Genomic DNA, 26,222 nt, shown 5'->3' with positions numbered 1-26,222 from the left:
TTTGAACTTTAATATGATCTCATTAGTATGCTTTTTAAAGCATCAATAACGGTCATGGAAATAAATTTTAGAAAATATGGATAAATGCAAAATCGGCATCTTACGTCATGATACCACACAATGGATACAGGATGTGGAATTCTATTTGGACGAATTGCAGGCACTTGAGGATTTGGTGCACCAAAAAGCCGACCATAGTAATTTGTCCAAACAAGTCCACAATGATATCAGTTGTACCATTAGTAGTTTCCTAAACCAATTGATTAGGGATTTTCTTGGAAAACTAAGGGGGCACGAAATAAAGCTTTCCAATATTATAGAGGGGAAGAAAACAAACAGCGCTGAACTTGATGAACAAAAACATCTGGAGCTTGCCCAAGATCTAGGTCAGTTGAAAACTCGTATTAGAAGATTGAAAAAAAGAGTATATCGCTATCTTCTCGAAGAAAATTCCAGACAAAGGCATGGTTTTCCAATTTAAGGGGCAATGGTCCATTTAAACCCAACTGTAAAATGTTTAAGAGAAGCGCTATTTTATTTATTTCGATTTGTTTAGTAGCAATCGGCTGTGCAGGTCCCTATTCCGAACAAGATAATGGCTCTATTATTGAATTAAGCGAGGATGATGTGTTTACAATTAATCTGAAAGAGCAAGCTCTGCCACAGTATGCGTGGCATATTAATTCAATAAACAATCATGTTGAACTCAAAGGACCGATAATTATGGGACCCAATGGAACGACCACGGAATTTACCTTTAACTTTAAAACTTTGGGAACTGGGGAAGATAAACTTACACTCTTTTATACTAATGGAAAGGATACCAGAAAATCTTTTGAGTTAACTGTAATAGTAGGTACAATGGGCCGCATTGAGTCTTATTGAAAGAAAATCAAACTATTTTATTTTTCACATTTATGGGTTTTTATCATAGCTAATCATGTAATAGTAAATTTGAATGAACCCATTGGTATATAAAATGCTTTGAATTACCTAACAGTAATGGCTTGCCCTGATACCAAAAAGAATTATTCAATATTCACCCATTCCGGTACGAGCTAATTTCGTTAAAAAAATGTGAATTTTATAAGGCCTGATTTAAGTCAGGAGATTGACAATTTAAACCCAATAGCTTTGAATCCTAATTCGTATGACTATTTAGAAAATTGAGTTTAACAAATAAAGACAATAGTATGAAAAATGGAGTAACAGTGGCAATATGCGAATCGCATCATCAAGCTGAAAAAGTGGTCAAGGAACTAAATGAATCTGGGTTTAATATGAAGAAACTATCTATCGTGGGTAAAGATTATCACGAGGAAGATAAGGTAATAGGTTTCTATAACATTGGCGATAGAATGAAAAACTGGGGATCGGCGGGTGCTTTCTGGGGTGGCATATGGGGTCTTATTTTCGGTGCCGGTTTTTTCCTTATCCCTGGAATTGGACCTGTTATGTTCGCAGGACCTATTGTGTCCTCATTAATTGGAGGTCTTGAAGGGGCCGCTGTTGTTGGTGGTTTATCCGCTTTGGGTGCGGCACTTTTCAGTATAGGAATTCCTAAAGATAGTGTGATACATTACGAGAAGGCTTTAAAGGCCGATAAATTTTTGGTTATGGCCCATGGAACAATCGAAGATTTGGAGCGTGCAAAGAAAATTATGACCGATTCATCTGCCTCGGAAGTTCATTTACATTCAGAAGAAACAGTTAGGCCATAGGTAATTGGTTCACAAAGATGCTTTAATTTAGATGTTAATGGATAATAACAATTGATGTATTATAACTTAATAATATTGTTTTACGAATAAAATCAGAGCGAGGGTTACCTATTCGGTTACCATTTTTTCGAAAAACACTTGTAACTATTTAATATTTAATAAAATACGGTGGGATGGCTAGTTCTGTCATCCCGACCAAGCAGAAAAGAAGGAAGGCGCCTGCCTTCACTTTTCTATTTTCAGTGAGGGTTTATTAGGATTATTTAAATCCTGTCATCCCGACCAAGTAGAAAAGTGGTTTGTGAAAGCAAACTACTTTTTTTGTTTGTATGGAGCAAAATGGATTGGTATGGACCGTAGGTAACATAAAACGTTGAAGACGGGAGCTTTTCCCTTTCCATGTGCACTAGAGGGGTACCGTGATCACTTGGCATTTGGCCCTTACCTCGGTTTTATTTTGGTGAAATCTGTTTTTAGCAATGGCGTATTACTTAAGTTTGTTCTTGTCGCTATACCATCTTTTGAGCCATTTGGATATACCCTCCAAGCCAGGATATATGATTCTTTCCGTAATATTGGCCTGGTCGAGCTTATCCCTGATTTCCCACTTTAGTCCTGAAGGTATAATTACCTTTTTTAAATATTTGGGATGCTTTTTAAGCCATTCCAATGGATTGGAATCCGGATCTAGCATAAACGAAAAAAGAGCGAATTGGTTTATGATGCGATCATCAAGGGAGGGAGGCTCAAAAAATATCATGGTATTGGCATTCCTACTTGAAAAATCATATAATTGCTCTAAGGAATTACCTATGGTCTGTTGCAATTCCGTTGAGCTAAAATAGAATATGTCCTTGTTGAAAATGGGGGTTTTAAGTTCTTCCGGCAATTGATCCCTAAGGGCTACATAGTTTACCATCCAGATGGCACCGTCGACATCATAGGTGTCCATGTCCTCCGTTAAAAAATGTAAAGCAACATTGGGTGAGTGGGTCCAGTCAATAAGCCTTGTGGGGAGTCCGTGGTGTTGTCCTAACGTCATCCAGTTCCATAGGTTGTTATAATCGTCGGTCAAAGTGTTTATCGGAGAGTACTTTTTAAAGTTTCTGATCATGGTACCTTCAACCTTCGAAGGTTTCCTTCCCATTCTTTGCAGACTGGGCTCTAAACCAAATTCCGCATCATAAACACCCCTATACGCATATGGGGATCTAAACCTATCTATTTTATGGTCCTTTTCATTGAATAAAAATTCTTGGAGTTCTATCCAATTCTTAGGTTCAAACAACTCGAAATCTGTCATTTATCTAATATTTTAATGGGGAACCCAAACAGGGTTCCAATTTAATCGGTAATCCCCCCAAAAACCACCTAAAATGCCTTCATGGGGATGGTTCGGGACCGGTACTTGCCAAAAACTATATTTTGTTGGCGAAACACAGACAATCCCATAGTTTCAAGAAGGTGTTGTGTTGGGGGACCAAATGTCCGTTCTGTCCATAAAAAAAACCTGATGCCTCCATGTGATGGTCGGTTTTGGTTTCTCCCATATCGCCCAAATTCAGGAAGATTCCTTACAAACTATTTTAGCGGGTTCCCAAAATCCTTGGTGCGCTAGGAGCGTACAAAAATAACAGGTTTTAAAGGTAATTTATGAATAAATCGGTATTACTATTGCGTTAAATTGTTTTTTATTGATTTACGGGATACGGAAATTGTGCAAAAGCCCATTTACGAACCGCAAAGCGATGGGGATCGTGGTCATTCCATCTGTATATTATTTATTAACTTTAGGGTATAAACCGCACAATGGAATCTTACGCCACACAATAATACGGACTTCAATAAACGTTTTTTAAGGCAGTTGTTTTTCAGATAGGATACTTGATGCCAGCAATCGATTTTTATAGATCTTTTGGGGAAAGGGAATTGTGCAACAGGCACACCGTGTAGGATTTATTGCCAGGCACGGGCTTATTTGAATACTATTACGAAGCCGTATTTTAGGACGTAACATGTGAAGAAATAAGGAAGCGAATGCGTAATGGAAATACGAAAATGGAAGAGGATATGACCTTACCGAGAACGATAAGTCCAAGAATGGAATTTAAACGTAAATTCAGTTTAAGGGAAATGTATCGCGCTACTGTTTTTGCCCCAAGGGCAATGTCCAAATTAATTGGAAATAAAAAAAGTAAATTAGTGGACCAAAATTTCGTGAAACGTATCCACTTGGCAATTACCGAAGTAAACGGTTGTGCGATCTGCTCATACGGCCATGCTAAAATGGCATTGCGTCAAGGGATGGGCAATAAAGAGATAAACAGCTTTCTAAGCGAAGGTGGCGGTGGTAGTTTCATTAAGCCTGAAGAAGCAAAAGCGATTCTCTTTGCCCAATATTTTGCTGATTCAAGAGGGTACCCAAAGAAATACGCTTACGATGCCATTGTCAAGGAATATGGAGGGGAAAAAGCAAAAATCATACTTTCGGCCAGTCAAATGATGATCGTTGGGAATATGTACGGAATTCCCCTTAGCGCATTGCTATCCAGACTAAAAGGAAAGCCATATAAAGACAGTTCCTTGTTTTACGAATTGAAAACACTACTATTGGGCTTCCTTTTTTTGCCAATTGCTATTGTCCATGGTTTCATTAGGGGGGTCATTGGTATGCCTAATGAAAGATTTGACCATAGTATTGAAGGGGAGTAGGATGGAGTCTGAACGATCGATAAATCAATTTGTTTCCTAAATTTTTAAAGAAAAGATTTGTTTTTTGACACAGTACCTATAATAAAAGGTAGCTTTAACATCTTGACGACCCGTATATCCTTAAAAGAAAACCTTAATATCCCACATTTTTTTAGGGAAAATGAATTTTTTATCATTTGATGAATCCTTTTTCCACTCAGACTTTACGGGATTGCCAATAATACCATAAAAATTGGGGTCAATCCTATTAGATTATGATCAATGTCATGATTTGGTCATAAGGTCTCAGGTATATTTGTACATTAACGATTCCTGATTTAAAACTGAGGCGAATGAAGATAAAGACTGATAAGATAAAGGAGTTGATTGCACAGATCGAAACCATTATTGTTGCCATTAAACGGGAAGAAAAGGAAGCTGATACACTTTTGGAACAGATTCACCCAGATTATCATAAAAGCGCTAGGAATTTAATCCATTATAACGCTTTTAGAAAGTTCGATCTAAGAACCATACAAAAACAATTACAGAATCTAGGTTTAACAAGATTGGCCAAAGCCGAAGGTCATTTAATGTCCAGTTTGTTAAAGACCAGATTTATCCTCTATAGCCTAATAGGGGAGCATCCCGCGCAAAACTTGAAAGCGGGACTATCCATAAAAAACGGAAAAAGACTACTGACCAAACACACAAAAGAGCTTCTGGGGAATCGCTCTAAAGGCAGAAGGGTACGTATTATGGTAACCTTGCCTACCCAAGCAGCCAATGATTATCAAATGGTGTATGATATGGTGCTTCATGGCATGAACTGTGCGCGGATCAATTGTGCCCATGATAATCCCGTGATATGGGAAAATATCATTCTGAATGTGCAGAAAGCCTCAAAAGCCATTGGTAGAAAGGTGAAGATCACAATGGATCTGGCCGGACCCAAGATAAGGACAGGCTATATTACGCCTGGACCCAAGATTCGAAAGTTCACACCCAAACGCAATGAAAGTGGCATCGTCGTTAGTCCAACACTTTTGGTTTTAGTACCTGAAATCAAAGATACTTCGGAACCAAATACGTTACCTGTCGATTTGGAATGGTTTCAGAAATTGGAGGAAGGTGATATGTTGACCCTAACCGATACAAGAAACAAGAAGCGAAAACTGAAGGTGATAAATGTCGGTGATAAGCAGGTATTGTTACATTGCAGGAAAACGTGTTATGTAAGTACAGGTACAACTTTGGAGTGTTTAAATCGGGATTTGGGAAAGGTAGTTGTTGGGGAGCTTCCTGCGATTGAGCAGTCGATTTTATTGAGGACCAATGACATGCTTACGATCACAAGAGGCAATCAGATGGGGGTTCCCGCAAAATTTGATGAAGACGGGAATCTTAATGAGCAGGCGATCATCTCCTGTCAGCTTCCTGAGGTATTTGACCGCGTAAAAGTAGGGGAGACGATTTTATTCGATGATGGAAAGATAGAAGGACGTATCGAAAGCCTGTTTTCGGACCGCATTGAGGTACGCATTGTGCGGGCCAATGAAAAGGGGTCTAAATTGAAGGCTGAAAAGGGAATGAACTTTCCCACTACCGAATTGGGTATCAGTGGACTTACTGAAAAAGATAAGATCGATCTGGAGTTTGTGGTGAAACATGCCGATGTGGTCAATTTTTCCTTTGTGAATTCCAAGAAGGATGTAGAGGAGTTGTTGGCTGAATTGGAAAAATGGGATGCTGTCAATAAATTGAGTATTATTCTTAAAATAGAGACCCGATTTGCATTTGATAACCTTTTTGAGATTCTTCTTACGGCTATGAAGGTTGAATATATAGGCGTTATGATCGCTAGGGGAGACCTTGCCGTAGAAACGGGATGGGATGCCATTGGGAAGGTTCAGGAAGAAATATTGACCTTATGCGGGGCCGCCCATGTTCCTGTGGTATGGGCCACACAGGTTCTGGAGAGCTATGCGAAAAAGGGGTTGCCCTCCAGGGCAGAGATTACCGATGCAACAGCCTCACTGAAGGCAGAATGCGTAATGTTGAACAAAGGACCTTATATCAATGATGTATTGCAATTATTGGATAAAATCCTTTCCCGTATGGAACAATTTCATGAAAAAAATGAAAAAATGCTCCCAAAGATGGAAAAGCTATGAGCACCCTTGATTGGTTTAGGAAAGCGGTAGTCTATCAAGTTTTTATCGATAGGTTCAATGGCTTGGAGGAAACAAGAAATTCCCCAGGGTTTCTAGGTGGGACTATCAACGGCGTGTTACAAAAATTGGATTACTTCGTGGATTTGGGTATTAATGTGCTTTGGCTATCACCGTTTTACCAAACCCTTAATTATCATGGCTACCACATCACCGATTTTAAAAAAGTCGACCCCCACTTTGGTACAGAGGACGATTTAAAAAGCCTGATTCGTGAAGCACACGCAAAAGGATTGTATGTTATTGCGGATTTTGTCCCCAACCATTGTTCGAATCAGCATCCCTTTTTTCTCGATGCCCAGCATAATAAGAACAGTAAATATTACGATTGGTTCATTTTCGAAAATTGGCCTGATCAATATCGTTGTTTCTTGGATTTTGGGGAGTTGCCCAAATTAAACCTGAACAATAAGGAAGCCAGGAACTACATGTTGGGGGTTGCCGATTATTGGTTGTCATTGGGACTCGATGGTTATAGAATAGACCATGCCATAGGTCCATCACACAGGTTTTGGAAGGTATTCAAGAGGACAATGAAGGCGAAATATCCCAAAGCCGTATTCATAGGGGAGGTTTGGTGTGATGGTTTGGATAAAAAACTGATCAAGACCACCGGATTAAAAGACAAAACACGTAAACGGAAATTTGGAATATCACAGGAAGGGATTCAACTGGAGTATTATGGGGAGTTGGATGGGGTGTTGGATTTTGCCTTGAACAATATTCTGGTCGAAGCGGTTAAAAATGGGGAAGATCTGCTATCCAACAAAGAATTGAAATCCAAAATACAGAAACACTTTCAACAGGTTCCCACCGATTATATTATGGTCACTTTCTTGGACAATCATGATATGGATCGGTTTCTTTTGCATTGCAAAGGGAACATCCAAGTTATGTTGAATGCCTTCGAAATATTGCTTTCAACCGGACAGCCTGTGGTAATCTATTACGGTACTGAAAATTGTCGGTTTAACAAGGTGCCTATCCACAATTCGATCCCCCATTCCGATTTGGCCGTAAGGGCACCAATGGATTGGAATGCTATTAATAGGCAATTTATTGAAGGATTTAAAAATTTGATAACAAAATATAGAAATCAAGAGAATTAATGATTTTGAAAACAAATAGGCAAACTACAAAAGGTTGGCCTTACCCGATCGGAGCATCGCTTAAGGCCAATGGGGTTAATTTCAGTCTTTTTTCCAAGAACAGCACCGCTGTGGAGTTGTTGTTTTTCAATGATCCGGACGATTCCGAACCTAAAGAAACGATAATTCTTGATAATAAACAGAATAGAACGGAGACCTATTGGCATGTTTTCGTTCCAGGTATAAAGGCTGGTCAAATATATGCCTATCGCATCTACGGTCCGTTCAGTCCTGAACATGGTTACCGCTTTGATTCCCAAAAAGTCTTGTTGGACCCTTATAGTAAATTGGTGGTCACATCACGGACATATCAACGTGAGTTAGCGACCAGACCCGGTAATAATGTCAGCAGTGCCATGAAAAGTGTTGTGGTAGATACCAGCACCTATGATTGGGAAGAAGATCGCTGTCTTCGTCATTCCTTTGCACAGACCATTATTTATGAACTGCATGTAAAAGGTTTTACCAAACATCCTAATTCAGGTATGGAAGAAGGAAAAAGGGGGACCTATGCCGGGTTGATAGAAAAAATACCCTATTTAAAGGATTTGGGGATTACAGCCGTGGAATTATTGCCTGTATTTCAGTTCGATAATCAGGATGCCCCAGAAGGGAAAAAGAATTACTGGGGATATAGTCCGGTATCTTTTTTCGCCCCTCATAGGGCATATAGTTCCCGTAAGGATATATTGGGGCCACTGGATGAATTCCGCGACATGGTAAAAGCCTTACACAAGGCGGATATTGAAGTGATTCTCGATGTGGTCTATAACCATACCGCCGAAAATGGGGTCGAGGGACCTACCTTGTGTTTCAAGGGAATAGAAAACAAGGCCTATTACCTACTGAATGCAGATGGGTCCTATGGGAATTATTCTGGCTGTGGAAATACGATCAATGCCAACCATTCCATAGCTCGAAAAATGATTTTGGACAGTCTTCGTTTTTGGGTCTCTGAAATGCATGTTGACGGATTCCGTTTTGATTTGGCTTCCGTATTATCAAGGGATGAGTTCGGTAATCCCCAACAAAATCCACCCATACTCTGGGATATCCAATCGGATCCAATCCTTGCCGGTTCCAAACTCATAGCCGAAGCCTGGGATGCTGCAGGGCTCTACCAGGTGGGTAACTTTATAGGGGATAAATGGAAAGAATGGAATGGTAAGTTTCGGGATGATGTGCGTCGTTTTTTAAGGGGTGATGAAGGTTCAATATCGAATTTTGCCTCTAGGATATTGGCCAGTCCGGATCTTTATGGGCATAAAAACCAACCGGCGGATACGAGTATCAATTTTATAACCTGCCATGATGGATTTACCTTAAATGATCTGGTCAGTTACAATGTTAAACACAATTGGGCCAATGGACAGGAGAACCGGGATGGGACCAACAATAGTCTGAGTTACAACTATGGGGAGGAAGGACCGTCGACCGACCCGGCCATAGAGCGGATAAGGGAACAGCAGATAAAGAATTTTATGGCGGTTACCCTTCTTTCTTATGGAACCCCCATGATCTTGATGGGGGATGAGATTCGACGAACACAGCAAGGGAATAATAACGCTTATTGCCAGGATAATGAAATCAGTTGGTTCGATTGGGACCTTCTGGAAAAGAATGCATCACTTCATCGCTTTGTTCGCGTATTGAACGGCTTTCGGTTAAATACGAATTTGAGTGAAGCCGACGATGCATTGCCTTTGATGGAATTCCTTCAAACCAAACGACAAATCGATTGGAACGGTATACGATTGGGGCAGCCGGATTGGAGCCCAACTTCACATAGTTTGGCAGGCACCGTAAGATCCGCTAAAAAGGAATCCGTGTTATTCCTTGCCTGTAATGCCTATACCGAGGACATGGAATTTGAAATTCCGGATTCCCATGATTTCAATAAGAAAAATTGGTTTCGTATTATCGATACCTCCTTGCCGTCACCAGAAGATATCGTACTGCTTGAAAATGCGGAAATAGTGGAAGGGGATTCGTATTTGGTCAAGGCTAGGTCCGTGGTTCTTCTTATTGCACCTTCAAGTGCTTGGTTTACGGATTTCTATTCTAAAATATAAAGCTTTATTTATAAGGGGTCTGTGAAAATCGTTTTAAACAACACTGAACTGGTGTTTTCCATTGATTTCCCCAAAAACCATGGCTGCCGCTCCCAGGCTACCGGCAATGTTGCCTAACTGGGCGGCTACGATTTCAGTGTGTCCCCCGCAATCGGGCATCATATGTTGTGTTGCGACATTTTGGATCATATCGATATAAAATTGACCGGCATCCGAGATTCCCCCTCCTATAACTATTTTTTGGGGAGCGAAGGTGTTTATGAAAGAAGCAATACCGTGTCCGAGATATTCGGTATGTTCTTGGATGCATTTTATGGCATCAGGATCGTCCTGTTTAAATTTTTTGACAATATGGTATCCATCGATACTTTCATTGTCATCCCCGGATAATTCCTTGTAACGCCTGATCAATGCCGAGGTAGAGGCATAGGCTTCAAGACAGCCCCTGCCACCACAATTGCAATTTACCCCGTTATGTTCAATAACAATATGGCCCAATTCACCGCCCCTGCTTTTGTAACCGCTGTATACAGATCCATTGATGATAATGGCTCCGCCAATACCTGTGCCTATAGTTAGGCATACGACATCGGTACAGCCCCTTGCCGCCCCGTAGTACAATTCGCCATATCCCATTAAATTGGCATCATTATCGACACTGACCGGTAGTTTAAAACGTTTTGAAAAGTAACCGGAAAGATCAATTTGTTCCCATCCGTCGAGGTTGTCCGCAGCACCGATAACAACTCCATCAAAGACAATACCGGGGGTGCCGATCCCGATTCCTACAACTTGGAGCTTTTTTTCGAAAGACTCAATAAGGGCAGTTTGAATAATTTGTTCAATGGTATCTAGAATAACGTTTTTTGTGGCATCGACCCCGATAGGGAGTTTGTGGGAGAAACGAATGGCACCTGTTTCACAGACCAAAGCCACTTTAACAAAGGTTCCCCCTAAATCGATTCCGATGGCATATTTTAAATTTTCCAAGTGGGTCATGTGACTATAGGTTTATTACTGTTTGTTTTTTTGCTGATTCATAAGCGGCATCGACAATCCGAAGTACAACCTGACCTTCCTTCAAACCTGGAATAGGGTGTTTTCTGGTCTTGATACAATCAATAAAATATTGCATTTGACGGGTGTATATGATTTGATCGCAGTGTTCGTCCCTTTTTGGGAGGGTAGGCACTATTTCTTCAGAGGATTCCCCTTTTTTTAATTTTAAGAATGTGGGAAACAGGCTTGCATAACCTTCAGTACCGAATACACCACTGCTGGCTTCAGGTCCATCCATATGTGGATGCCACCATCCACTTTCAATAATGCTTTCCGCTCCATTGTCCCACGTAATCACGATAATCCCGGAATCGTCAACATCATAGTCCCCGAAATTCGTCGCAATCTTGGCATAAACCTGAACGGGTTTAGGGTCTCCCAGTAAGTATCTTAGGGTATCAATGGCATGGACCCCCATATCGGCCAAAGCCCCACCGCCTGCCAGATTTTTTTGGGTAAACCAGCCTGTAGGTCCCCAATTTTCATGAATACCGTATCCTTTGGTTTTGAACACTTTTCCTAACTTACCGGCATCAATGCTATCCTTGATAAATTGGGTGTCCGTATCAAAACGCCACATATGGCCCACCATTACCAATTGGTCTTTTTCTTCCGCTACTTGTGCAATTTGTTCCCCTTCCCCAGCATTCATGGCCATGGGTTTTTCCAGAAACACATCCTTGCCGTTCTTTAGGAATTCAATGGCATAGGGCGCATGGAAGGAATTGGGGGTACTGATGATTACGGCATCTATGGTTGGGTCTTCAACTACGGGTGTAATCGAGGAATACGCATTTTTTATGTCATACTTGGATGCAAATTTTTTCGCATTCTCCAGATGTTTGGAAACAACGGCCACTATTTCTACTTGGGGCATGGTCAAAAGTCCACGAGCATGGTAATCCGATATATAACCTGCCCCGATCAGGGCGATATTTATTTTTTTCATTATTTTTTTATTTCAAATGAATCAACGATCTCACCGGCTTCATTATAAGTGTTATATTGAAGTATGCCGTTTTTTATGGTCATGTGCTGATAATACCTGCCTTCCTTGAATCGTTTTTCGGCATAAGGTTCTTGGCCAATCTCATCATGGTTGCCATTGGTGCCTATGGAAACCGCATATACCGTTCCTTTGTTAAAGGAGTCGACCACTTTGCCATCATTCATGGGTTTTGAACGCATGTAATAATGTATATGACCAGACATTACCATGTCAACATGGTAGGTGTCAAAAATGCCGCACCATGCTTCTTGAATGTCCAAATAGGGTTCTTCAAAGTTGTATGGTGGAAAATGGAACATGGCAAATTTCCACGTAGCCTTGGAATTCCGTAGCTGTTCCTCAATCCATACAGTCTGGGCTTCATTCGGGTGTGTTGAATCAATCATAAGAAACAAGGCGTTACCATATTCAAAGGCATATGTGCTTTCAGGGTGTACTTCCTTAGGCCCATTTTCGGGTAAACTGAAGAGTTCGTAGTACATCCAAGCCCCTAATCCGTCTTGGCGGTCGTGGTTTCCCGGTACAGGCATTAAGGGTTTCTGGGAAAACACCTCTTTTTCGTATCCGAAAAATTCATCCCACTCATTTCGATATAATCCGGTTGTTACAACATCCCCTGCTATGGAATAAAAGGAAATTTCAGGATGGCGCAAATTGGCCTTTTGAAGGTTTTCCGCCCATTTCGGGTCTTTATGCGTATCGCCGAACCATATGAATGAAAAGTCAGTGGTTTGATCGGCCTCTGTTTTGAAATTGTAAGGCTTTGACCAGGAATCGTCTTCTTTTGACCCGACCTTGTATTTGTAGGAGGATCCATGATCAAGTCCATTTAAATGTACGGTATGGCGATGAATATAGCGATCGTTATACAACATACGATCTTCCATCGATTTGGTCGTTGCCTGTACAAAGACCGTATCGTTTGTTCCTGTCTTCCAGTAAGCGACATCACCATTTTTAACCGAGGTATCGGTTCTCCATTGAATATCGATGGAATTGGTGGGGTCCTTACTCCAAGTGAGTACAATTTGGTCGGGTTTGTTGGAAGACGGGAACTTTGTCTTCCTAAATGCCCCTTCTACATGGGCTTCCCGTGCCCGGCCCCTTACGGTGGTAAATAACACTTGGCCTTCTAGTTCCGCGGGTAACTCGGTAATGTTTAGGTCGGACCAATCGTGATACGTGAAAGCTCCTTTTTTCATGGTTTCCAAAGAGTATTCGGAAGGGTATGCTTCTGTAATTTTAAGTTCGTCGGATATGTTCTTTGGCCCAACAGTGATGAAATATACGGGTCGGTGTTTGTCAAAACCGGGGATTCCCAAATGTACCCAACCCGGTTCAAAATCCTTTTGCCATATTTCATACGTGTACACTTCGTTTTTAACTTGGTCCTTCGTTTTCTGAAAACCACTTTCTTTCAACCAAAATGGAATTGTTTTTTGATCGATGTTTCGCATCAACGATACTGTAACGGGTACGTTGACCTTGAAATACTGGTATTGGGTCGCCAGGACGGATTTTTCATCCTTGGTCAAAAAGTCGAGCATAAAGGCATCGTCAATAGTAGGGTATTCATTGGGGGAAACGTTTGCATACACTCTTGTGATCACACTATCCATCACTTCTTTGATCGTGGATCCGGAGTGTTGTTTGTTCTTTGGGTCAACAGAACAGGAAACAACAAAAAATACGACGGCTACATGTAATAATGCCCGTTTAACAATACTTTCTTGAAATATGGATTTAGTCATGGTAATTCATTGCGTAAGGTCCGTAATCGGTTCATTGTTGGTTAAGGGTGCTATTCTTATTTTGGGAAGAATAGGACTGATTGTTATTTGAAAAAGCTTCCAATAGAAGGGTCAGGTGGTCCGTGAGGATAAAATCGATACCTTGATCCAATAATTGGTGCATATGATTCGGGGTATCGGCTTGCACATAATTTATATGTACCCCATTCTTTTTGAGTCTTGCAATATCGATAGCAAGGGAATCGTTTTCGCGACTTTTCTTGAGTTGAATGAAAGCAAACTTATCTACCAAGGTTTCGTCAATGTATTTAGACCTGGAGGAGGAACGTTCCATATTGCACATTTTAATTGCGGCATTAACCTTTCTGACCTTCTTTGCGGCATCTTTTTCACAGGCGAGTATGGATTGGTGCAACCTTTTTTCGGCAACAATCAACTTAGCGGTCTTCCTACCTAATTTTTTACCGCCTTTTAAGTGGATGTTAAGCCAAATGCTGTCTGGCATAATTTCCAACACCTCTTGCAGTGTTGGTATTTTTTCACCTTTGAATTGGATCGATTTCCATGAGCCGGCATCGAGCCTTTTTAATTCCCGAAGGGTCATTTCATGTAGGTATCCTGAACCATCGGTTGTTCGGTCGACTAAAGTATCATGCATGATTACAAGCTGTTTGTCCTTGGTTAGGCGCACGTCGAATTCAATCATTTGGGCACCGAGTCTAATGGCCTCCTTAAAGGCCGAAATGGTGTTTTCGGGATGTTTTTCGACAGCTCCCCTATGGGCACAGATACCTTTTGATGGTAATTTTGGAGGTTCGGTCCGGTTCGTACCCTTTTGTGCTAAAAGCGGCGAACTGCCCAAAATGGCCATCATTATAAGAATAAGATACTTGTAATAGTTCGTCATTCTTTAGTTAGTAATTTCATGGGTATTATTATATATTTTTTCAATAGCCATCGCAATCAGCTCCATATCAGCCTTGGTGCCCATCAGGATTTTATGGTGCAGGCAAACCGATTCATCATGATATAGGCGCTCACAAATGGGCAAAGTGAATCTTTTGGGATCTATGGCCTTCCAATAAGCATCACTAAGTTTATAGCGCGCGGGTTTGGTGTGGGGTACATATAAGGAACAATTGTTCAAAGGTTCGTAGCACGCATCGACCACAATGTTCAATTCGGCTTCAAGTGCACTTCTGAAATCCTGTACAGATAGGTCCTTAAATGCTTGCCTATCATATCTAAAAGCAAAATTGAAATATGCTTTTTTAGTTTCCCTAGGGTCCCTTTTTAAAGGGTGAATACCGGGAATGTTGTTCAAAAGTTCATTCAAATAAGCCCCATTGGCATCCCTGTTGGCATTCTGTTCGGGCAGTCTTTTGAGTCCCTCAACAAGAATGGCAGCTTGGAATTCGGTAATCCGAAGATTTCCTGATTGAATGAAATTACCATCATCACCATAGTCACCTATACCTTTATCAGCCCCGATAAGGGAGTCTCCCTCGGGTCGTCGCCCACAATTTCTTAGGGCGTCCAATTTTTCGGCCAAATCAATATCGTTGGTCGTTACCGCTCCTCCCTCACCGGCGGTCAGGTGTTTGGACAACTGAAAGCTGAAACTGCCGATATGGCCTATGCTTCCTGCTTTTTGTCCATTCCACTCACCACCGTGTTTATGGGCACAATCTTCAACAACGAAGAGATTGTGTTCCTTGGCGATGGCCATAATCGCATCCATATCGGAAAATCCGCCATAAAGGTGTACAGGAATAATCGCCTTTGTTCTGGGGGTGATGGCTTTTTTGATCTCCTCTGGGTCAATACACCATGTATCCTCAAGAACATCGACTAATATGGGGGTAGCGTTAACATCAATTACTGTTGCGGCTGTCGCTTGCCAAGTAAGTCCGGGAATGATTACCTCGTCTCCATACCCAACACCCAAAGCCTCAAGAGCGATTTGTAGGGTAACCGTGCCGTTAACGGTACAGATCGAATGCTTAACGCCGGTAAATTCGGCGAATAGTTTGTTGAACTCGGTTTCCTTTGGACCATTATAGGACCATACGCCGCTATGAAGCACCTCGATGAGGGCCTTCTCTTCTTCTTGGCCCCAAACCGGCCATTGGGGCCATGGATTTGTTTTTGTGTCACGGGCCGGAGTACCTCCCTGTATCGCTAATTTCTTCATTCTGTTATATTTTTGACCTGCTTCGTTTTGGGTTATTGCACATAGTTGTTTAATCGATCACCTTATGGGATGGACCCACATTATAATCGGTTCGGTCTATATTCCATCCTTCGACTTTGATTTCCACATCGGTATCCACGTTGAAGGTGGCCCGTATGGTACGTTCTTCCTGGGGTATTAGGCTTATGAAATTGTCATCCCATAAAACAGGGACTATGACTTCCCCACTTTTCTTGTCCATTATCTTCATATGAACCAAAAAAGCAATGCAATCGTTACTGTTCTTTAGGGTCACAACCGCCACTTGTCCTCCTTTTTTCCTTTCGATATGATAGGAGACGTCCAAGGAGATTTTTGGCAACTTGCTTAGTGATTTTAGGTTGGCATATTGTTTACTGGGGGTATGGTAGGCAAATTCACCAAGATCGGCCTCATAGTCCAACGTTTCTTCTTGGGTAGACAACCAGTAAAAGTTCGTGCTGATTTGTTTTTTTTCTGAATCGAACAGCCGAAGGTTTACAAAATAGGTTGATGAAAGATCTTCCAAAGAATCCAAGGGTAGCAATGATACTGCCGAATCCGGGGATGCATTGAACGTTTTTTCCGCTTCAAATCGTATTTCCGAGTTTATATCGTACACTTGGATCTTGGCGGTCAAATCCATAACATTATGCAAGTAATCGTTTACGGCATAGATCTGATGATCTCCATAATTGTAGATGAGCTGCAATGGAGCACATGCTTTTTGTACGGCATAAAAGGCGGCAGTTGGCAATAGGTAATAATCATATAATTGCCAGTACATTTTCGGCCATGCCGCATTGAGCATCCATTGAACAACACCCGTAGCCTTCTTTTTGTTGACCTGAAAGGCTTCGAACATAGGGCGCATAAGCTCATAGTTCATGGCTTGGGCCTTTTTGTCGAATTCCTCAATTGATTCAGGAGTGCCATAGCGCTCATTGATAGCATTTGTAAAACGGCTTAGATCGGCAAACTCGTACATGCCACAATGATAGTCCCAAGTGTCATTGATGGGCCACAGTTTGTCTTCGGGAATAAACTTCCTTAAACTATCCAACTGGGGTACTTGGGCACCAGGACCGGTTTCGGTATTGAAACCATAGGCCCCACCGAATTGGGTATCGGTAAACCAATATATAGGGGCTGTATAAGCGTAAGGTCCGAGCATTTTAACGCCTGAGGAACCGCTGATTTCACTAATAACATCCTCACTTCCAATGACATGTTGGTCGCTGCCTACACCACCCGTAGAGTTTAGATAGGGCCGGGTAGGGTCATATTCAGAGAAGGTTTCTATATATTTTTCTTCCAATTCGGTAATGGGAACTTTGTCACTGGCCACCGTCCATACAAAAATGCTGGGGTGGTTGCGCAACCAAATGACCTGATCTTCCCAAGCTTGGGCTACGTGTGCAATGTCCTCTTTTTTGTAGACACCCCCGAATCGTTCATTTACGGGCACACCCATATGGATTTCATGCTCCCAATGGCAACTCCATCCGACCATTAACAGAATGCCATGTTCATCACAGAGGTCATATAGTTTTTCATCATTCCCCCAAAAGCCTTCGAGGCGAATACAGTTGAGGTTCATTTGTTTAACATAGTTTACCTGAGCCTCGATTTTTTCGTGGGTATCCATCAACAAAAGGTCATCTGTCCAACCAGCACCCTTGATCAATACTTTTTTACCGTTTATCTTGAATCCGCGATGGATATCATCCAACCAATAATCGGAGACCTGTCGAATACCGAAACGGGTACTTGTGGTACTGGAGGTGTGTTCATCGATTTTGAAGGTCAAATCCAGGTTGTACAGATGGGGTTCCCCCATGTGGATGGGCCACCAAAGTTTTGGGTCTTTAAAAAGTAATTGGGGAAAATCAGAGGGATCCACTTTGATGGTCTCTTTGCCTTTCGGGGGTAGGGTAATGGGCAATGTAAATCTGATATTTCCTATCGCACCCATCAATGTTCCCGATATGGACAGCTCACTATCGTTATGAAGTTCCGTTGATATTAAAAGCTTTGCCTCGGTTTTGCCGTTATAATGAAGGGCTGTTTGTACAAATGGATTCTCAATATGTACGCCACCGTGCAAAAGGAGTGTTACAGGACGAAAAATGCCCATATTCCCATCTGGTGGGGCGGGATTCCAATCGACAAATCCAGTACTGAAATCACCAGGTTTGGGAGGGATGACCTCAACGGCCAAAATATTGTTCCCAACCGTAGTATATGTGCTAATATCAAAGGAAGTACGACGATATGCCCCATCTACAGCGTCACTATCGGCAATCAAATGGCCATTGAGCCAAATGTTGGCTTTGTAATTGATTCCGTCAAAATTCAAATGGGCAAAAAGGTCGGTCTGTTCGGGATGGATTGTGAAATTGGTGCTAAACCACCAAGGAGTCTTAAACTGTTGGGTTGGGATAGCCTTGAGATTCTCACCGAAATAAGGATCTTCATACACTTTGTTTGCGACCAAGGCACCCAAAACGGTAGTAGGAACCTGGGTTGGCAGCCAGTTTGCAGAAAGTTGGGTTTGGGTAGAGATCTCCTTTCCGGATTGGGAAATATGTTCGGAAGATTGAATTTTCCAATCTTCGGTCAATATGATTTTGTAGGTTTTGTTGGTCATACGGATTACATTATGATGCTTTTTCGGCTTTCAATTTCTTTATGGTACGTTTCGCTTTCCACATCATGCCTCCTCCAATAGAGATGAGAAGCAGTCCAGCAACCATATCCGTCATATGTTCTATAAAAGTATCGGTATAGAACATTGCAAAAAGAATAATAACCCCAAAAGCCAGAATGAAGAACCCAAGGGCATTGTTAATTTGAGCGGCCTTTAATCCGGCATTTATTTCATTTGTCTTCATAACTTTTTTGATTAAAGGGGTTAAAAGTGATTATAAATCGATGCCAAAATACATAGGACGGCAATGGACCATAGTTTTAAATTGTTCCACCAGTGGCGGTCTTCCTTGGGAATACCCTCGTAAATATATTCAGTGGGTAACAACATCACCAAAATACCTATTACTGCATACAAACTAAGGAATACCATTTTTGCATTTTCTTGTGAAACACCGGAAAGCCAGTCAAAATTGAACATATTACAGTTTTTTATTTTTTACCAAAATTTTAGAACTAAACACCAAGCCTTGCAATTGCTCCGCCGTATGTTTTTTGGTCAACAAACTAACAGATACATTTATAATAACTCCTAGTAGAAAGGACCACCAAGAGATATAAAGGAAAGGATCTTCTATGGTAAAGAATTGCTCTTTAAATACATTGAGGTATATGGCGAATCCAATTCCAATGACCAAAGCCGAAAGTCCTCCCCATTCCGTGGTCCTTTTCCAGAATATACCCAATAGAAGAATGGAGAATATCGGTCCTTGGAAATAAGACATAAAGGTTTGAATGGCTACGTAAATACCAGGAAAATCACTGCTGATCGGTGAAGTCGCTACTCCTATGATCAACAAAACCAAGGTCGTGATCTGCCCAACTTTTAAATAATGCTTGTCATCGGCACCTTTTTTAATAAACGGTTCGTAGATATCCTTGGTAAACAAGGTAGCTGTGGAATTCAACAACGAATCCACACTGGACATTAAGCCTGCGAAAAATGCCGCAAACATTAAGCCGACCAAACCAGGAGGTAGAATGGACTTGATCATCAAGGGCAAGGCCTGGTCACCATCGGCCAATCCGGGATGGACCACCACGGCCATAAGACCTGGGAACAAGACCAATATGGGAATGAACATTTTAAGGGCAGAACCAAAAATCATACTTGCTTTTGCGTGCCATTCGTTTTTGGCGGTAAGACAGCGCTGTACAATAGATTGGTTACCGATCATATACGCATTGGCCATCACAAAGGTCAGGCCGAATAGAATTCCCGTCCATGGAAAGGGTGATTTTGTATCCTGTGGTTGAATGATATCGAAATGGTTCCTATACTCAGGTCCCATTGTTGCGATTTTATCGACCATGTTATCCCAACCCCCAACTTCGTAAAGACTTAGGAAAACCAGGGCAAATCCTCCGATGAACATGATAAAGAACTGCACAACATCGGTCATGATCACTGCGGTAATCCCCCCAAAATAGGTATAGAGTCCAACAACCCCGGCAGTGGAAATAATGGAAATCCATATGGGCCAACCCATAAGAACGTTCAATAGTACTGCACTGGCCCAAAAAAGAACACCCAAATCCAAGGCAAAAAACAAAATCCAGGTTACCGATGCAATGGTACGCACTTTTTGGTTATACCTTCTTCCCAGGTATTCAGGGATGGTATACATTCCTCCCCGCCAGAAATAGGGAATAAAAATAAATGCCGCCAATAACATGGCAGGTACAGAACCCACCCAATCGAAATTTCCAACGGAAATTCCGTAACGATAGGCTTGTCCTGAAACCCCTACAAAATCCAAGGCCCCAATATCCGAAACAACGATAGACATACCGATGGCCCAAAAAGGAAGGCTTTTGCCCCCAAGAAAGTAGTCTTCCGAACTATTAACGAATTTTTTAAAATAGAGTCCTAGTAATAACATTCCTACGATGTAGGCGATTACAATAAAATAGTCGATTCCTGAAAGCATATGAAATATTGTTAGATGATATCTACAAATTAAAATTAAATGAAATCAAATGGTTTATTATATCTTGTTTGATTTACATGATATTTCAACCTATGGGTTGTTTTAGATGATTCATAGGGTGTAAATAAGTTAATATATGTATAGTTTCAGGTGTCTATATATTTAGGATGCCATAGGAGTATAATATATAATAGGATACTGTATGTGAGGGACTGTATCATAAAGGGGACTTCCGTAAGGGGTAAAATATTTGAAAGTAGCGATATAATATAAGGAGGTGATGTACTCTAATAATAGTGATTCTTTTATTGCATAATGGCACCTCCATAATCAATGGGGTAGAATCGGCTTGTTTCGTTAAGGTCTTCTTAAAGTTTTTCGCTTATAATTGATGATATCTTAACTATTATTTCATTTTATCATAAAACAGGGGGTACATAGGTTAAAAAAACATATATAATTAATAATATACCATGTAATTATAAGAAGGAATTAAAATAGTTTTGTGAAACTCACATTCAAAAAAACCTAATAATCAACCTTTTAAAAAAATGAAATAATATGAAAAAACGAAAAACGAACTTGTTACTACTCTTTATATTCAGCATGTTTGCTGGGAGTATAGTGGCACAACAAGAGGTTACGGGAGTAGTCAATAGTACCGATGGGGAATTATTACCAGGGGTTTCGGTTGTTTTAAAAGGAACCATTACCGGGGTAAGTACTGATTTTGATGGAAATTATACCATCCAAGTGCCGGATAGTAATGCCGTACTTGTTTTTTCCTATTTGGGAATGACAACCCAAGAGGTGGTTGTCGGTAACCGATCGACAATCAATGTGTCTTTGGAAACGTCTTCCGAAGCGCTTGATGAAGTAGTCGTTACGGCACTGGGTATTTCCAGGGAAAAGAAGTCCTTAGGGTATTCCGTTTCGGAAGTACAAGGAGAAGAACTTACGACCGTAACACAGGAGAACGCCTTGAACGCCTTGAATGGTAGGGTTTCCGGGGTACAGATAAATTCTACGGGTGGTGCTGGATCAACCGTAAGTGTTATTCTTCGTGGAGCCTCTTCCTTAACAACGGATAACCAGCCTTTATATGTGATTGATGGGGTGCCGCTTACAAGTAGTCTAACCAATATTGGTAGTACGGGTAGTGGTGTTGCTGTGGATTATGGTGGTGGTATCGGTGATATTAACCCGGATGACATTGCGAACGTATCTGTTTTAAAAGGACCTAGTGCAGCAGCACTTTATGGTTCTAGAGGGGCCAATGGTGTTATTATGATCACTACAAAATCGGGTAAGAAAGGCAAGGGTCTAGGTATCTCATTTAGTTCTAGCAATGTATTTGAAACACCTAATAAATTTTTTGAAAAGAGTACTCGTTTCGCAAACGGTAGTCGGCCAGATCCTACTATTTCCCAAATTGATGAAACTGCATCCGGCTGGATCGGTCCAGAATTGGATAAGGGTTTAAGTGCGGTTCAATGGCCTTATACTGCGGAAGAAATAGCCAGTGGCGTTGCTGCTGCCACACCTTTGACTTCAAAAGGTAAGGACAATGCTAAAAATTTCTTTCAATCTGCATATACATTAACCAATACGATTGCGGTAGAGAATAATACGGATCGAATGAACTATCGTATGTCTTATACCAATATGAGACACGAAGGTTTTATTCCGAACTCTGATTTACACCGAAACAACTTTGGTATCAATAGTAGTTTCGAGGTTAATGATAAATTGAAACTTACCACAAGTTTGAAGTATTCTATTTCGGGTGCGGATAATAGACCATCAACCACCGAAAGAAACGCGAATCCTTTACAGGCCGTATATGATATCAACCCACATATCGATATTCGCGATTTACGGGATTATTGGTTGGTAGAGGGACAGACCCAAAATGCACCCTATAATTTTGGTGATGATCCATCTGATTTTGAATATAACAACCCTTATTTCATGGCCTATGAAATAAACAATGGCTTTGAGCGAAAAAGACTGATGGGTAATATTCAAGCAGATTACAAGTTTACGGACAAACTTTCTTTAATGGTGCGTTATGCTTATAATGATTCCCGTGAAGAAAGGGAAACCAAGATATCAAGTGGTTTCAGTAGGGAAATGAATGGTGCCTATGGCCTACAAAACCTTAATGGTGTAGAAAGCAATGCTGATTTTTTACTGTCGTATAGGGATAAATTGAGTGAAAACTTTGATTTTGGTCTATCCGGTGGGGGCAATGTAAGAAACGTAAATAATAGTTTCGTTTCTACCCAAACAAAAAACGGTGGTTCAGGTTTGATCATACCGAACTTATTCCTCCTATCCAATATTGCTTCTGACAACATTGAGTATGATGAAACACGATCAAAAGAGCGTGTAAACAGCTTGTATGCCTTAGGTAATATTAGTTATAAGGATATGGTGTACGTAGATGCAACGGTTAGAAACGATTGGTCAAGTACCTTGCCGGGAAGCGAAAACAGCTTCTTGTATCCTTCTGTTTCTTCAAGTATACTAGTGAACAACATATTTGAAATGGGCCCCAATGTGTCTTTATTTAAGCTACGTGTTGGTTGGGCACAGGCCGGTAACGATACCAGTGCACACAACTTGTATGCTATTTTAACGAATTCTGGGGATTGGGGTTCCGCAGCCCAATTGACTGTAGACGAAGCATTGAAAAACGACGAGATAAAAGCAGAACTTAACACCTCAACGGAGTACGGTGTTGATCTATCGCTTTTCAAAAACCGGTTGAATATGGATTTCACTTACTATGAGTCCAATAACGAAAATCAAATATTTCAAAAATCCCTACCTATATCTTCAGGAGCGACATCTAAACTTTTTAATGCAGGTAATTTAAAAAGTACAGGTTATGAAGCTAGCTTGGGGGGTGTTTTAATTGATGGTAAGGATTTACGTTGGAATGTCAATCTAACCTACACTACGAATAAAACGATCATTACCGAATTGGCCGAAGGTACCGATTATGTAAACTTTTGGAAACAAGCAAAAGGTGGCGCATATACTTGGGTAGGTGAGGAAATCGGGCAGATTGTAGATAGAAAATTCGTTCGGGTAGAAGACGCAAATTCACCTTATTTTGGATGGCCTTTATTGGATGATGAAGGTTGGGAAAATAGTGACAGTACGTTGTCCGATGAGGATGGTAACAGGGCTGCCGCAGTAATTGGTAACTATAACCCTGATTTTAAAATGGGTCTTCAGACATCCATTAAATATAAGAACTGGAATTTATCAATGAACTTCGACTGGAGGAAAGGTGGTCAGTTCGTTTCCCAAACACACCGTTATGGCGAATCGGATTTGCAAACCACAAGATGGCTGGATAAAGTTTATGATTTAAGTGATGTTGGTGATATTCCAACCTATATCAGGGAAAATGAAGATGTTTTCTTATCACCCGATGGAGACTTTTATCCACTTGTTGGAGGGCCAACAGCAGCAGACGGTGGTTTTCCGATTGATGGTTTGAATGATGGTGTGTTTTTACCAGGGGTCATTGGTACTTATGATGATGACGGTAACTTTATAGCCGATCAAGAAAATATTGGAGGACCAGGTACGCAATACCATACCTATGGAGACAACTATGCATGGGATTTTACCAGGGCAGCTACTTTTGATGCCGATTATGTAAAACTTAGACAAATTTCAATTGGCTATACATTCTCTAGTAAAATAGCCGAGAAATTCGCCATGCGCAATTTATCGCTTTCCCTGTTTAGCCGTAATATCATTTTATGGACCAAAGCGGGCATCAATATTGATCCGGAATCTGCTTTTCAATATTCTAATGGCAACCTTTCACAAGGTGTTGAACGGTATAATATTCAGCCTTGGTCGATACCTGTGGGTATTAAATTAAACGCAAGTTTCTAATAAAATAAAAAATAATAATATGAAATCAGTTAAAAACATAGCAATACTATTTCTATTTGTTCCATTGTTAGTTATAGTTTCTTGTGATGATGGACTTGTTGAAGTAAATGAGAACCCTAATGGAGTTGAATCCAGTGTGGTTGACCCCAATTTATTGATCAGCTCGGTAATGACCGGCTTGGCAACAAGCATGACAACCAGGAGTTACTCTGGTGATACCGGTGCTGCATCGCAGTTCATACAGAAAGATTCTTGGTCGAACAATCGCTACGATTGGGAAACGGGTACCATCTGGAATAAGAATTATGAACTTTTAAGAACCAACAAAGTGGCCTATGAAAGAGCGGTAGAACTTGGTTTGCCATTTCATGAGGGAGTTACTTTAATATTAAAATCTATGTTATTCGGTAATTTAACCGACTACTACGGAGACATTCCTTATTCTCAAGCTTTAAATGGAAGCGGTGGTTTAGAAGGTGAACGTCCTGCATATGATACCCAAGAAACAGTGTATAGGGGTATTATTGCGGATCTAGAAACTGCATCAAGTCTATTAGGCGGTTCAAGTTACCAAGGAGTGATAGAGAAGCAAGATCTATTTTATGGTGGCGATGCATCAAAGTGGCAAAAATTGGCTAATTCCTTAGCCTTACGCTACTATATGCGTTTATCTGAAAAATTACCTGCTTTCGCTCAGGGAGGGGTTACAAGTACACTTGCGAAACCTTTGATCAGTGAAATTGATGACGAACTTGTGCTAAGTTATATCGGTGGTATTGATAGTCAATCTTGGCCAAGTAGTGGACAATTTGGTTCTGCTTCTGATTTTTACAGGGTAAAACCCTGTACAACCCTAACCGATAAGTTAAAGGAGTTGGAAGATCCAAGAATTGCCGTTTGGTTTGCACCCGTTGCAGTACCTACGAAGGTGGTGCCTGCAGCAGAAGTACCTGGCGGTGTTGACATGGTTGAAGAAGATGGTATTCGTTATATCAACGAAGAATCCTTGGATGCTAATGATTACGCGATATACGCCCAAGCAACTTACGCTTCGGATTTACAAGCCGGTAAAAAATTGATCGATACCAGCAGCGTTTATGTTGGTTTGCCTGTGGCCGTAAGTGCTGTTGATCCTTATGAGTATAACTTGAACTCAGAGGGTTCAAGAGGGGGTACAAATTCCTATGTGTCAAGAATGAATGAAGTATTCAACCAGAAAGATGATGGTGGGAACTTGTTAAAAGCGAGATTGTTTTCTTATGCGGAATTGTCATTCCTAAAAGCGGAAGCAGCCCTAAGAGGTTGGGGTTCCGATGCGGAAGGGAATTACCTGGAAGGTATCAAGGCCTCCTTGGAAGTGTGGGGTGTTGGTGATACCTATTCCGATTATGTTATGAATGCAGGAGTTGCTTATGCTGGTACTTTGGAACAGGTTCTGGAGCAAAAATGGATTGCCAATATGTTCAATGGGGATGAGGCCTATATGGATTGGAGAAGAACCGGGCTTCCTGATTTAAGCGCTGGTCCTTTTGCTAGGGAAGACGTAATGCCCCTAAGATTTATCTATCCTGATGATGAAATCAATAATAACAGTGCAAATAACAGCGCTGCGGCTGCTTCTTTGGAAGAAACACCGTATAGTTCAACCGATCCCAATGATAGCCCTTACGCTAGACCATGGATCGTACAAGGTGTGTCCACACCATGGTAATATATTGTTTTGAAAAATATGAAGAGTATTTTCATTTTAGTTGTTTGAGTTAATTA

Annotated in this window: 19 protein-coding genes; 9 read left to right on the top strand and 10 right to left on the bottom strand. The window is 41.0% G+C overall.

The window, feature by feature from the left end:
* Positions 1 to 76 precede the first annotated feature (76 nt).
* The 3 genes from HPE56_RS03345 to HPE56_RS03335 all read left to right on the top strand — a co-directional run bounded on the left by HPE56_RS03345 (position 77) and on the right by HPE56_RS03335 (position 1,721).
* Positions 77 to 481 (top strand): hypothetical protein, encoded by a 405-nt coding sequence (locus HPE56_RS03345; RefSeq protein WP_188242332.1) that lies wholly within the window; start codon positions 77 to 79, stop codon positions 479 to 481.
* Between the two features lie 32 nt (positions 482 to 513).
* Positions 514 to 885: a hypothetical protein gene (locus HPE56_RS03340; RefSeq protein ID WP_188242331.1), complete on the top strand. Its 372-nt coding sequence runs from the start codon at positions 514 to 516 to the stop codon at positions 883 to 885.
* A 308-nt stretch (positions 886 to 1,193) separates the two neighbouring features.
* Complete coding sequence (locus HPE56_RS03335) at positions 1,194 to 1,721, top strand: general stress protein (RefSeq protein WP_188242330.1); 528 nt, start codon at positions 1,194 to 1,196, stop codon at positions 1,719 to 1,721.
* 487 nt (positions 1,722 to 2,208) lie between these two features.
* On the opposite strand, the gene HPE56_RS03330 is transcribed toward HPE56_RS03335, so the two are convergent.
* Complete coding sequence (locus HPE56_RS03330; protein WP_188242329.1) at positions 2,209 to 3,024, bottom strand: FRG domain-containing protein; 816 nt, start codon at positions 3,022 to 3,024, stop codon at positions 2,209 to 2,211.
* A 734-nt stretch (positions 3,025 to 3,758) separates the two neighbouring features.
* Between HPE56_RS03330 and HPE56_RS03325 the strand changes: the two genes are divergently transcribed.
* The 4 genes from HPE56_RS03325 to glgX all read left to right on the top strand — a co-directional run bounded on the left by HPE56_RS03325 (position 3,759) and on the right by glgX (position 9,863).
* A complete protein-coding gene (locus HPE56_RS03325; RefSeq protein ID WP_223170163.1) occupies positions 3,759 to 4,433 on the top strand; it encodes a carboxymuconolactone decarboxylase family protein in 675 nt (224 codons plus the stop codon).
* Positions 4,434 to 4,765: 332 nt separating this feature from the next.
* Positions 4,766 to 6,586: a pyruvate kinase gene (locus HPE56_RS03320; protein WP_188242328.1), complete on the top strand. Its 1,821-nt coding sequence runs from the start codon at positions 4,766 to 4,768 to the stop codon at positions 6,584 to 6,586.
* Complete coding sequence (locus HPE56_RS03315) at positions 6,583 to 7,752, top strand: alpha-amylase family glycosyl hydrolase (RefSeq protein WP_188242327.1); 1,170 nt, start codon at positions 6,583 to 6,585, stop codon at positions 7,750 to 7,752. Before HPE56_RS03320 ends, HPE56_RS03315 begins: the two co-directional genes overlap by 4 nt.
* Entirely contained in the window at positions 7,752 to 9,863 is a 2,112-nt protein-coding gene (gene glgX, locus HPE56_RS03310; RefSeq protein WP_188242326.1) for a glycogen debranching protein GlgX, read from the top strand. The genes HPE56_RS03315 and glgX overlap by 1 nt, the downstream gene beginning before the upstream one ends.
* Positions 9,864 to 9,896: 33 nt before the next feature.
* On the opposite strand, the gene HPE56_RS03305 is transcribed toward glgX, so the two are convergent.
* The 9 genes from HPE56_RS03305 to HPE56_RS03265 are packed head-to-tail and all read right to left on the bottom strand — an operon-like array spanning position 9,897 to position 20,534.
* Positions 9,897 to 10,862 carry an ROK family protein gene (locus HPE56_RS03305; protein ID WP_188242325.1) on the bottom strand — a complete coding sequence of 322 codons (966 nt, stop codon included), beginning with the start codon at positions 10,860 to 10,862 and terminating at the stop codon, positions 9,897 to 9,899.
* Positions 10,863 to 10,866: 4 nt separating this feature from the next.
* A complete protein-coding gene (locus tag HPE56_RS03300; protein WP_188242324.1) occupies positions 10,867 to 11,871 on the bottom strand; it encodes a Gfo/Idh/MocA family protein in 1,005 nt (334 codons plus the stop codon).
* A complete protein-coding gene (locus tag HPE56_RS03295; protein WP_188242323.1) occupies positions 11,871 to 13,682 on the bottom strand; it encodes a purple acid phosphatase family protein in 1,812 nt (603 codons plus the stop codon). Before HPE56_RS03295 ends, HPE56_RS03300 begins: the two co-directional genes overlap by 1 nt.
* Before the next feature lie 31 nt (positions 13,683 to 13,713).
* Positions 13,714 to 14,589: a glycerophosphodiester phosphodiesterase gene (locus tag HPE56_RS03290; protein WP_188242322.1), complete on the bottom strand. Its 876-nt coding sequence runs from the start codon at positions 14,587 to 14,589 to the stop codon at positions 13,714 to 13,716.
* A 3-nt stretch (positions 14,590 to 14,592) separates the two neighbouring features.
* Complete coding sequence (locus HPE56_RS03285) at positions 14,593 to 15,876, bottom strand: DegT/DnrJ/EryC1/StrS family aminotransferase (RefSeq protein ID WP_188242321.1); 1,284 nt, start codon at positions 15,874 to 15,876, stop codon at positions 14,593 to 14,595.
* A gap of 49 nt (positions 15,877 to 15,925) precedes the next feature.
* On the bottom strand, positions 15,926 to 18,544 hold the full coding sequence (locus HPE56_RS03280) for a glycoside hydrolase family 2 protein (protein ID WP_188242320.1): 2,619 nt from the start codon (positions 18,542 to 18,544) through the stop codon (positions 15,926 to 15,928).
* A 10-nt stretch (positions 18,545 to 18,554) separates the two neighbouring features.
* Positions 18,555 to 18,788: an uS11 family ribosomal protein gene (locus HPE56_RS03275; protein ID WP_188242319.1), complete on the bottom strand. Its 234-nt coding sequence runs from the start codon at positions 18,786 to 18,788 to the stop codon at positions 18,555 to 18,557.
* 20 nt (positions 18,789 to 18,808) lie between these two features.
* Positions 18,809 to 19,024 carry a hypothetical protein gene (locus HPE56_RS03270; protein ID WP_188242318.1) on the bottom strand — a complete coding sequence of 72 codons (216 nt, stop codon included), beginning with the start codon at positions 19,022 to 19,024 and terminating at the stop codon, positions 18,809 to 18,811.
* Between the two features lies 1 nt (position 19,025).
* Positions 19,026 to 20,534: a sodium:solute symporter family protein gene (locus tag HPE56_RS03265; protein ID WP_188242317.1), complete on the bottom strand. Its 1,509-nt coding sequence runs from the start codon at positions 20,532 to 20,534 to the stop codon at positions 19,026 to 19,028.
* A gap of 561 nt (positions 20,535 to 21,095) precedes the next feature.
* On the opposite strand from HPE56_RS03265, the gene HPE56_RS03260 reads away from it, so the two are divergent.
* Both HPE56_RS03260 and HPE56_RS03255 read left to right on the top strand, forming a co-directional pair.
* On the top strand, positions 21,096 to 24,455 hold the full coding sequence (locus HPE56_RS03260) for a SusC/RagA family TonB-linked outer membrane protein (protein ID WP_188242316.1): 3,360 nt from the start codon (positions 21,096 to 21,098) through the stop codon (positions 24,453 to 24,455).
* A gap of 19 nt (positions 24,456 to 24,474) precedes the next feature.
* A complete protein-coding gene (locus HPE56_RS03255) occupies positions 24,475 to 26,166 on the top strand; it encodes a SusD/RagB family nutrient-binding outer membrane lipoprotein (protein ID WP_188242315.1) in 1,692 nt (563 codons plus the stop codon).
* Positions 26,167 to 26,222 lie beyond the last annotated feature (56 nt).

Origin of the sequence: Maribacter aquimaris, from assembly GCF_014596745.1 — a bacterium.
Classification (GTDB): Bacteria; Bacteroidota; Bacteroidia; order Flavobacteriales; family Flavobacteriaceae; genus Maribacter_A; species Maribacter_A aquimaris.
The sequence above is the reverse complement of the archived record's forward strand: the minus strand, read 5'-3'. Positions and strand labels throughout refer to the sequence as shown.

What these genes read in the sequence shown, in the direction of transcription:
- HPE56_RS03330 (WP_188242329.1), bottom strand. Translation starts at nt 3,024, where the DNA reads ATGACAGATTTCGAGTTGTTTGAACCTAAGAATTGGATAGAACTCCAA.
- glgX (WP_188242326.1), top strand. Translation starts at nt 7,752, where the DNA reads ATGATTTTGAAAACAAATAGGCAAACTACAAAAGGTTGGCCTTACCCG.
- HPE56_RS03285 (WP_188242321.1), bottom strand. Translation starts at nt 15,876, where the DNA reads ATGAAGAAATTAGCGATACAGGGAGGTACTCCGGCCCGTGACACAAAA.
- HPE56_RS03315 (WP_188242327.1), top strand. Translation starts at nt 6,583, where the DNA reads ATGAGCACCCTTGATTGGTTTAGGAAAGCGGTAGTCTATCAAGTTTTT.
- HPE56_RS03335 (WP_188242330.1), top strand. Translation starts at nt 1,194, where the DNA reads ATGAAAAATGGAGTAACAGTGGCAATATGCGAATCGCATCATCAAGCT.
- HPE56_RS03340 (WP_188242331.1), top strand. Translation starts at nt 514, where the DNA reads ATGTTTAAGAGAAGCGCTATTTTATTTATTTCGATTTGTTTAGTAGCA.
- HPE56_RS03325 (WP_223170163.1), top strand. Translation starts at nt 3,759, where the DNA reads ATGCGTAATGGAAATACGAAAATGGAAGAGGATATGACCTTACCGAGA.
- HPE56_RS03345 (WP_188242332.1), top strand. Translation starts at nt 77, where the DNA reads ATGGATAAATGCAAAATCGGCATCTTACGTCATGATACCACACAATGG.
- HPE56_RS03295 (WP_188242323.1), bottom strand. Translation starts at nt 13,682, where the DNA reads ATGACTAAATCCATATTTCAAGAAAGTATTGTTAAACGGGCATTATTA.
- HPE56_RS03320 (WP_188242328.1), top strand. Translation starts at nt 4,766, where the DNA reads ATGAAGATAAAGACTGATAAGATAAAGGAGTTGATTGCACAGATCGAA.
- HPE56_RS03275 (WP_188242319.1), bottom strand. Translation starts at nt 18,788, where the DNA reads ATGAAGACAAATGAAATAAATGCCGGATTAAAGGCCGCTCAAATTAAC.
- HPE56_RS03255 (WP_188242315.1), top strand. Translation starts at nt 24,475, where the DNA reads ATGAAATCAGTTAAAAACATAGCAATACTATTTCTATTTGTTCCATTG.
- HPE56_RS03270 (WP_188242318.1), bottom strand. Translation starts at nt 19,024, where the DNA reads ATGTTCAATTTTGACTGGCTTTCCGGTGTTTCACAAGAAAATGCAAAA.
- HPE56_RS03305 (WP_188242325.1), bottom strand. Translation starts at nt 10,862, where the DNA reads ATGACCCACTTGGAAAATTTAAAATATGCCATCGGAATCGATTTAGGG.
- HPE56_RS03260 (WP_188242316.1), top strand. Translation starts at nt 21,096, where the DNA reads ATGAAAAAACGAAAAACGAACTTGTTACTACTCTTTATATTCAGCATG.
- HPE56_RS03290 (WP_188242322.1), bottom strand. Translation starts at nt 14,589, where the DNA reads ATGACGAACTATTACAAGTATCTTATTCTTATAATGATGGCCATTTTG.
- HPE56_RS03265 (WP_188242317.1), bottom strand. Translation starts at nt 20,534, where the DNA reads ATGCTTTCAGGAATCGACTATTTTATTGTAATCGCCTACATCGTAGGA.
- HPE56_RS03280 (WP_188242320.1), bottom strand. Translation starts at nt 18,544, where the DNA reads ATGACCAACAAAACCTACAAAATCATATTGACCGAAGATTGGAAAATT.
- HPE56_RS03300 (WP_188242324.1), bottom strand. Translation starts at nt 11,871, where the DNA reads ATGAAAAAAATAAATATCGCCCTGATCGGGGCAGGTTATATATCGGAT.